Annotated in this window: 9 protein-coding genes and 1 pseudogene; all 10 read right to left on the bottom strand. The window is 64.2% G+C overall.

What is annotated here, in order from left to right; genetic code table 11:
* Positions 1–512: NADH-quinone oxidoreductase subunit J (locus ACE3S9_RS10550; protein ID WP_374546415.1), on the bottom strand; the 512-nt coding region annotated here is incomplete at its 3' end.
* A 121-nt stretch (positions 513–633) separates the two neighbouring features.
* Positions 634–1,122 (bottom strand): NADH-quinone oxidoreductase subunit NuoI, encoded by a 489-nt coding sequence (gene nuoI, locus ACE3S9_RS10555; RefSeq protein WP_374546416.1) that lies wholly within the window; start codon positions 1,120–1,122, stop codon positions 634–636.
* A gap of 10 nt (positions 1,123–1,132) precedes the next feature.
* A complete protein-coding gene (nuoH, locus tag ACE3S9_RS10560) occupies positions 1,133–2,143 on the bottom strand; it encodes an NADH-quinone oxidoreductase subunit NuoH (RefSeq protein ID WP_374546417.1) in 1,011 nt (336 codons plus the stop codon).
* Between the two features lie 13 nt (positions 2,144–2,156).
* Entirely contained in the window at positions 2,157–4,220 is a 2,064-nt protein-coding gene (nuoG, locus tag ACE3S9_RS10565; RefSeq protein ID WP_374546418.1) for an NADH-quinone oxidoreductase subunit NuoG, read from the bottom strand.
* Positions 4,221–4,330: 110 nt separating this feature from the next.
* A complete protein-coding gene (gene nuoF / locus ACE3S9_RS10570; RefSeq protein WP_374546419.1) occupies positions 4,331–5,632 on the bottom strand; it encodes an NADH-quinone oxidoreductase subunit NuoF in 1,302 nt (433 codons plus the stop codon).
* 10 nt (positions 5,633–5,642) lie between these two features.
* Positions 5,643–6,341, bottom strand: coding sequence for an NADH-quinone oxidoreductase subunit NuoE (gene nuoE, locus ACE3S9_RS10575; protein WP_374546420.1), 699 nt, complete (start codon positions 6,339–6,341; stop codon positions 5,643–5,645).
* Positions 6,338–6,550: a hypothetical protein gene (locus ACE3S9_RS10580; protein WP_374546421.1), complete on the bottom strand. Its 213-nt coding sequence runs from the start codon at positions 6,548–6,550 to the stop codon at positions 6,338–6,340. The genes nuoE and ACE3S9_RS10580 overlap by 4 nt, the downstream gene beginning before the upstream one ends.
* Complete coding sequence (locus tag ACE3S9_RS10585; protein ID WP_374546422.1) at positions 6,547–7,737, bottom strand: NADH-quinone oxidoreductase subunit D; 1,191 nt, start codon at positions 7,735–7,737, stop codon at positions 6,547–6,549. The genes ACE3S9_RS10580 and ACE3S9_RS10585 overlap by 4 nt, the downstream gene beginning before the upstream one ends.
* A 14-nt stretch (positions 7,738–7,751) precedes the next feature.
* Entirely contained in the window at positions 7,752–8,330 is a 579-nt protein-coding gene (locus ACE3S9_RS10590) for a hypothetical protein (protein WP_374546423.1), read from the bottom strand.
* A gap of 4 nt (positions 8,331–8,334) precedes the next feature.
* Positions 8,335–8,463, bottom strand: a pseudogene (locus tag ACE3S9_RS10595) (NADH-quinone oxidoreductase subunit C); the annotation flags it as partial.

The following is an 8,463-nucleotide window of genomic DNA, read 5'->3' on the forward strand; positions in this document are numbered from 1 at the left end:
TTGGTCCGGTGATGCAGCGTCAGCACGATGGCGCCGATCATGGCGGTCAGAAGGACGAAGCCGGCCGCCTGGAACAGATAGACATATTGCGTATAGAGCACGCGGCCGAGCGCCTCGGCGTTGGTCAGGCCTTCCGGCGTCGGCGTGGACAGGGCCGTCTGCGGCGCCACGCTCCACACCCCGATCACCGTGACCAGTTCGACCAGCACGATCAGGCCGACCAGCGCGCCGACCGGCAGATATTGCAGGAAGCCTTCCTTCAACTGGGCGAAATCGACGTCCAGCATCATGACGACGAAGAGGAACAGCACCGCCACCGCGCCGACATAAACGACGATCAGGATCATCGCCAGGAATTCGGCCCCGGTGAGCAGGAACAGACCCGCCGCATTGACGAAGGCGAGGATGAGGAACAACACCGAATGGACGGGGTTGCGCGCCGAAATGACCATGACGGCGGAAGCGATCGTGACGATCGAAAACAGATAGAAAAAGGCCGTGGCTAGCGTCATGGTCCACCTGTGCGCCCGATGTGCGGGCCTTGTTCTCTCATTCGCCGACCGTGCTTAATCAAGAGTCGGCCACGGGTAAAGGTAAAGTCGGGAAACCCGCGCCGCGAGGGCGCGGGAGAATTCAGCGGTAGGGCGCGTCGGCGGCGAGGTTGCGCGCGATTTCGCGCTCCCAGATCGCGCCATTGTCGAGCAGGCGCTGCTTGTCGAAGAACAATTCCTCGCGCGTTTCCGTCGCGAATTCGGCGTTCGGCCCTTCGACGATGGCGTCCACCGGGCAGGCTTCCTGGCAGAAGCCGCAATAGATGCATTTCGTCATGTCGATGTCGTAACGCGTGGTGCGGCGGGTGCCGTCATTGCCGCGCGGCGCCGCCTCGATGGTGATGGCCTGCGCCGGGCAGATCGCCTCGCAGAGCTTGCAGGCGATGCAGCGCTCCTCGCCGTTCGGGTAACGGCGCAGGGCGTGCTCGCCGCGATAGCGCGGCGATTGCGGGTTCTTTTCGTGCGGATAGTTCAACGTGGCCTTCGGCTTCAGCAGATAGCGGAAGGACAGGAAGAAGGCGCCGACGAATTCCTTGAGCAGGAGAGCCTTGGCTGCGGTTGCGATCTGCATGGCGATCACCTCACTGGCCGACGTGGAGGACGAATTGCAGGACGCCGGCGACGATCACCACGAAAGCCAGCGAAATCGGCAGGAAGACCTTCCAGCCCAGCCGCATCAACTGGTCGTAGCGATAGCGCGGCACGAAGGCCTTGACCATGGCGAACAGAAAGAAGAACCAGCTCACCTTGAGCACGAACCAGACCACGCCCGGCACCCAGGTGAAGGGCGCGATATTCAGCGGCGGCAGCCAGCCGCCGAAGAACAGGATGGTCATCAGCGCGCACATGGTGACAATGGCGACATATTCACCGAGCATGAACAGCAGATATTGGCTCGCCGAATATTCGACCATGAAGCCCGCGACCAGCTCCGATTCGGCTTCGACCAGATCGAAGGGCGGGCGGTTCGTCTCGGCCAGAGCCGAGATGAAGAAGATCACGAACATCGGGAACAAGGGCAGCCAGTACCAGCCGAACAGGCCCCATTTGCTGTCCTGGGCGTGAACGATATCGTTGAGATTGAGCGAGCCGGCGCAGAGTAGGACGGTGATGATGACGAAGCCGATCGAGACTTCGTAGGACACCATCTGCGCGGCCGAGCGCAGAGCCGACAGGAAGGGATATTTGGAATTCGACGCCCAGCCGCCCATGATGACGCCGTAAACGCCGAGCGACGAAATGGCGAAAATATAGAGCACGCCGACATTGAGATTGGCGACCGCCCAGCCGTCGCTCACCGGGATCACCGCCCAGGCCGCCAGCGACAAGGTCGCGGTGACCAGCGGCGCGATCAGGAACACCCCCTTGTTGGCGCCGTCCGGAATGATCGGCTCCTTGACCAGGAATTTGATCATGTCGGCGAAGGACTGCCAGACGCCCCAGGGGCCGACGACATTCGGACCGCGCCGCAATTGCACCGCCGCCCAGACCTTGCGGTCCATCAGGATGTAATAGGCCACCAGGACCAGCCCGACGACGAGCAAGGCCAGGCTTTTGACGACGATCAGGAGAATGGAGAGCAGGAGGTCCACGGTCTTCTTCTCCTCATTCCGCGGCTTGAGCGGTCACGCGGCTTTTGGCCAGCGCGGAACATTCGCCCATGACGCGCGAGGCGCGGGCGATCGGATTGGTCAGGTAGAAATCCGAAATCGGCGACACCAGAGCCCCCTGCCCGAGCGTTCCGCCCGGCAGCGAGGCCAGCACGACCGGATCGGAGGTAGCGATGGCTTCGATCCGCGCCAGCCACGGATAGGCGGCGTAGAGCTTGGCGCGCAGGGCGCTGAGCGAATCGAACGGCAGCGGCTTGCCGAGCACGGCGGACAGGGCGCGGAAGATCGCCCATTCCTCGCGTGCTTCGCCCGGCGGGAAGGCGGCGCGATCCGAGAGCTGCACGCGGCCCTCGGTGTTCACATAGGTGCCGGATTTTTCGGTATACGCCGCGCCGGGCAGGATGACGTCGGCGCGGTGTGCGCCGCGATCGCCATGCGAGCCGACATAGACCACGAAAGCGCCCGGCTCGACCGAAATCTCGTCGGCGCCGACCAGGAAGACCACGTCCTGCGCGCCGGCCTTGGCGATGGCCTGCGCATCGAGGCCGCCCTCGCCCGGAACGAAGCCGATGTCGAGCGCGCCGACGCGGGACGCGGCCGTGTGCAGGACCGAGAAGCCGGTCCAGTCGCCCTTGGGCGCGCCGAGCTTGGCGGCCAGAGCCAGAATGGCCGCGCCATCCTCGCGGGTTAGAGCGCCCTGCCCCACCAGGATCAGCGGACGCTCCGCCTTGGCGAGGATTTCACCGAAGCCCTCGCCCGTCGCCAGTTTGGCCAAAGCGTCCGGAGTCGCGCCGAGATAGGTATAGGGATAGGTCAGGTCGAGCTGTTCGCCGATGACGGCGATCGGGAAATTGCCATTGCGCCAGCGCCGGCGAATGCGGGCGTTGAGCACCGGCGCCTCCCAGCGCGGATTGGAGCCGATGATCAGCAGCGCATCGGCGTGGTCGATCCCCTCGACCTTCGCGTTGAACAGATAGGAGGCGCGGCCCTGCGCCGGGTGCAGCTTCGCGCCATCCTGACGGGCGTCGATATTCTTCACGCCGAGCGATTCGGCGAGCGCCTTGGCGGCGAACAGGTCCTCGACGGACGACAGGTCGCCGCCGATGAAGCCGATCCGCTCGGGCGACGCCGCCTTGACCTTGGCGGCGATGGCGGCGAAGGCCTGCGGCCAGCTCGCCTGTTTCAGCTTGCCGTTCTCGCGCACATAGGGACGGTCGAGACGCTGGGTCTTGAGGCCGTCGACGATCTGGCGGCTCTTGTCGGAGATCCACTCCTCGTTCACTGCCTCGTTGACGCGCGGCAGGATGCGCATGACTTCGCGGCCGCGGGTGTCGATGCGGATGGAGGAGCCGAGCGCATCCATCACGTCGACGCCGGGGGTCTTGTTATATTCCCACGGGCGAGCGCGAAAATTCTGCGGCTTGGGCAGCAGCGCGCCGACCGGGCAGAGATCGGTGACATTGCCCTGCAGCTCGGACACCATGGCATGTTCGAGATAGGTGGTGATCTCCATGTCCTCGCCGCGGCCGATGGCGCCCATGTCGGACGTGCCGCAGACTTCGGCGGTGAAGCGGACGCAGCGCGTGCAATGGATGCAGCGGTTCATCTCGGTCTTGACCAGCGCGCCGATATATTTGTTCTCCACCGCGCGCTTGCTCTCGTGATAGCGCGAACGGTCGAGGCCAAAGGCCATGGCCTGGTCCTGCAGGTCGCATTCGCCGCCCTGGTCGCAGATCGGGCAGTCGAGCGGATGGTTGATGAGCAGGAACTCCATCACGCCTTCGCGCGCCTTCTTGACCATCGGCGAATTGGTCAAAACCACCGGCGGTTCGCCGTTCGGGCCCGGACGCAGGTCGCGCACCGACATGGCGCAGGAGGCGGTCGGCTTGGGCGGGCCGCCCTTCACCTCGACCAGGCACATGCGGCAATTGCCGGCGACCGACAGGCGCTCGTGATAGCAGAAGCGCGGGATTTCCTTGCCCGCCTCCTCGCACGCCTGGAGCAAGGTATACTCCGGCGGGACATCCACCTCGACGCCATCGACGATGATCTTGGCCATTCAACTGCCCCTTTGGCCCTCTCGCGGTTTCGCCTGGACGAAGCCGCAGTCCAATCCCTCATGGAGCCGCCCCGCGGCCCCGCAAACCCCGGCGTCGCGCCGGGGCAAACTCACTGCGCCGCGACCTTGGCCGCGTCCTTGTCCGCCCGCGCGGTATAGGAATCGATGCGCGCCTCGATCACCGGACGGAAATGATTGATCAGGCCCTGTATCGGCCAGGCCGCCGCGTCGCCGAGCGCGCAGATCGTGTGACCCTCGATCTGCTTCGACACGTCGAACAGCATGTCGATTTCCTTCTTCTGCGCGCGGCCCTCGACCATGCGCTGCATCACGCGATACATCCAGCCGGTGCCCTCGCGGCAGGGCGTGCACTGGCCGCAGCTCTCGTGCTTGTAGAAATGCGACAGGCGGGCGATGGCGCGGATGATGTCGGTGGACTTGTCCATGACGATCACCGCCGCCGTGCCGAGGCCGGACTTCAGCTTGGACAGGCTGTCGAAATCCATCGGACAATCGATGATTTCATGGGACGGCACGCAGCGCACCGAGGAGCCGCCCGGAATCACCGCCAGCAGATTGTCCCAGCCGCCGCGAATGCCGCCGCAATGCTTTTCGATCAGCTCGCGGAAGGGGATCGACATCGCCTCTTCCACATTGCACGGCTTGTTCACATGGCCGGAAATGGAAAAGAGCTTGGTGCCGGCGTTGTTCTTGGCCCCAAAGCCCGCGAACCACGCCGCGCCGCGCCGCAAAATGGTCGGCGCGACGGCGATGGATTCGACATTGTTGACCGTGGTCGGGCAGCCATAGAGGCCCATATTGGCCGGGAACGGCGGCTTGAGGCGCGGCATGCCCTTCTTGCCTTCGAGCGATTCCAGCAGCGCCGTCTCTTCGCCGCAGATATAGGCGCCGGCGCCGTGATGGACGTAAACGTCGAAGGGATAATCGTGAATGTTGTTCTTGCCGATCAGATTGGCCGCATGGGCCTGATCGACCGCGGCCTGCAGACGCTCGCGCTCGAAGATGAACTCGCCGCGCACATAGATATAGGCCGCCGAGGCGCCCATGGCGAAGCCGGCGATGAGACAGCCCTCGACCAGCAGATGCGGGTCGCTGCGCATGATCTCGCGATCCTTGCAGGTGCCGGGCTCCGATTCGTCGGCATTGACCACAAGATAGGACGGCCGCGCCGGATCCGGCTTGGGCATGAAGGACCATTTCAGGCCGGTCGGGAAGCCGGCGCCGCCGCGCCCACGCAGGCCCGAGGCCTTCATTTCATTGATGATCCAGTCCTTACCCTTTTCGAGCAGGCCCTTGGTGTTGTCCCAGGCGCCGCGTTTCCGGGCGCCTTCCAGGCCCCAGTCGCCGTAGCCGTAAAGGTTCTGGAAGATGCGATCCTTGTCCTGAAGCATCCTCGTCTCCTCAGTTTCCGGATTTGGCGGGCTGCGCGCCCGCCTCGTCCGGATAGGCCGGCTGACAGGCCGCCTGCATGTCGGTGAGCGGCCCGCTCTTGCCGTCGGGGCCGTAGAACTCGGTCAAAGCGGTTAGGCCGCCGAGCGGTTCGGAGTTCAGGCGACCGTTCTGCGGGCCGATATGGACCGGGCGGCCCGCCGCGAGATCGTCGAGCAGTTTGGTGAAGCTCGCCGCGTCGAGATCCTCGTAATAATCGTCGTTGATCTGCACCATCGGCGCGTTGCAGCAGGCGCCGAGGCACTCCACTTCGAGCCAGGAAAACAGGCCGTCGGCGGTGACATGGCGCTGTTCGCCGATGCGCTCCTCGCAGATGCGGATCAGGTCGTCCGAACCGCGCAGCATGCAGGGCGTGGTGCCACAGAGCTGGATGTAATATTTCCCGACCGGCGCGAGATTGAACATCGTGTAGAAGGTCGCGATCTCGAACACGCGGATATAGGGCATGCCGAGCAGGTCGGCGACCTTCTCGATCGCCTTCTGCGGCAGCCAGTAATCATGCTGCTTCTGCGCCTGCCACAGCGCCGGGATCACCGCCGATTGCTGGCGACCGGGCGGATATTTGGCGATCTGCGCATCGAGCCAGGCCAGATTCTCGGGCGTGAACTCGAAGCTCGCGGGCTGTTGATCGGCGAGACGGCGAACGCTCATGATGTGTGCTTCCCGTTGGAGCTGCGCATATCCTTGAAGACGACGAAACCGGTCACCAGAACGGCGCCGAGGAGAAGGCCGAAATCGGATTGCGGCTGAAACAAAGGCGCGCCGCTCGACCAGCGCATCAGGCCGAGCACGACGATCGCCGAGACGAAGCCGGAGATCAGGAAATGCGCGTTCTTGCGCAGGGCTTCCATGGCGGTCACCGGTCGACCTCCCCGAACACGATGTCGAGCGCGCCGAGAATGGCGGAGACGTCGGCCAGCAGATGGCCGCGGCTCAGGAAATCCATCGCCTGGAGATGGGCGAAGCCCGGCGCGCGGATCTTGCACTTGTAGGGCTTGTCGGTGCCGTCGGCGACGAGATAGACGCCGAACTCGCCCTTGGGCGCCTCGACCGGCGTATAGACTTCGCCGGCCGGCACGTGGAAGCCTTCGGTGAACAATTTGAAGTGATGGATCAGGCTTTCCATCGAGCGCTTCATCTCGGGCCTACGCGGCGGCGTGACCTTATGATTCGGTGCCAGCACCGGGCCTTCATTGGCGCGGTCGAGCAGCTTGTTCACACATTGCCGCATGATGCGGACCGACTGGCGCATTTCCTCCAGCCGCACGACCTGGCGGTCGTAGCAATCGCCATGCTTGCCGACCGGAATGTCGAATTCCATTTCCTCGTAGCATTCATAGGGCTGCGCGCGGCGCAGGTCCCAGGCCGCGCCGGAGCCGCGCAGCACCGGGCCGGAAAAGCCCCATTTCCAGCACTCCTCCAGCGTGACCACGCCGATATCGACATTGCGCTGCTTGAAGATGCGGTTCTCGACGAACAGGTCTTCGAGATCGTCGCAGAGCTTGAGGAAGGGGTCGAGCCAGGCGCCGATATCCTCGATCAACTGGGTCGGCAGGTCCTTGGCGACGCCGCCCGGGCGGAAATAATTGGCGTGCATGCGGGCGCCGGAGGCGCGCTCATAGAACACCATCAGCTTTTCGCGCTCTTCGAAACCCCAGACCGGCGGGGTGAGCGCGCCGACGTCCATCGCCTGCGTCGTCACGTTGAGGATATGCGAGAGCAGGCGGCCGATTTCGCAGTAAAGCACGCGAATCAACTGCGCGCGGCGCGGAACCTGAACCTCCAGCAGCTTTTCGATCGCGAGGCAGAACGCGTGCTCCTGATTCATCGGCGCGCAATAGTCGAGCCGATCGAAATAGGGCGTGTTCTGCATATAGGTGCGGGCTTCCATCAGCTTTTCAGTGCCGCGATGGAGCAGGCCGATATGCGGGTCGACGCGCTCGACCACTTCGCCGTCGAGCTCCAGCACGAGACGCAGAACGCCGTGGGCGGCCGGATGCTGCGGACCGAAATTGATCGAGAAGGTGCGCGGGTTCTGTTCGGACATGTGCTGCTCGCCCATCAGATTTTCAGGTCTACGCCGTTCTTGCGCAATTGCGCCTGCGCCGATTCCATCGCCCGAGGCACGACATAGGTTTCCATCAGCGGCATGACCTGGGCCATGCGCGCCGACAGCAACGGCATCTTCCTCAAGGCGCTGGCCCCGGCCGGCGTCGACTGGAGACGGATCAGCGCCTCCAGCTCATCCTTGTTCATGATCTCGACCATGGCCAGGACGATCGCCCGCTCCACGGTCCGCCCGTTGTCGTCCATCAGGCTCTTGAGAAAGGCCGCGACGAAAGCCTCGGACTGCTCGTCGGTCAGGTCGGGATTTTTCGCCCGCAGCTTGCGGTCGACGTCCTGAACCAGAAAGGGCACGCTCTTCGAGATCATGCCGCCCAGGTTGAAGCTCTTGGCGAAGGTCTCCGCCACCGCGACGGTCGCGGGATCGGCTTCCTTCAGTTTGGCCTCGACCTGCGCCGCCGAAGAGTCCTGCGCCGGCGAAGCCGCCTGGCTCGCGGGTTCCTGCGCGCGCGACGGCGCCCCGCCCAGACAAGCCAGGACGACGACAGCCGCCAGGATTGGGGAGAGGACGCGCATCGGCTCAGACCTGCTTGGTGGCCTTCTCGTCGCCGGGAAGCTCATATTCAGCAGCCTCCCAGGGCGAGAGAAAATCGAAGCTGCGATATTCCTGGCTGAGCTTGGTCGGCTCATAGACCACGCGCTTCTGCGC

Origin of the sequence: Rhodoblastus sp. (assembly GCF_041915505.1) — a bacterium.
Lineage (GTDB): Bacteria > Pseudomonadota > Alphaproteobacteria > Rhizobiales > Beijerinckiaceae > Rhodoblastus.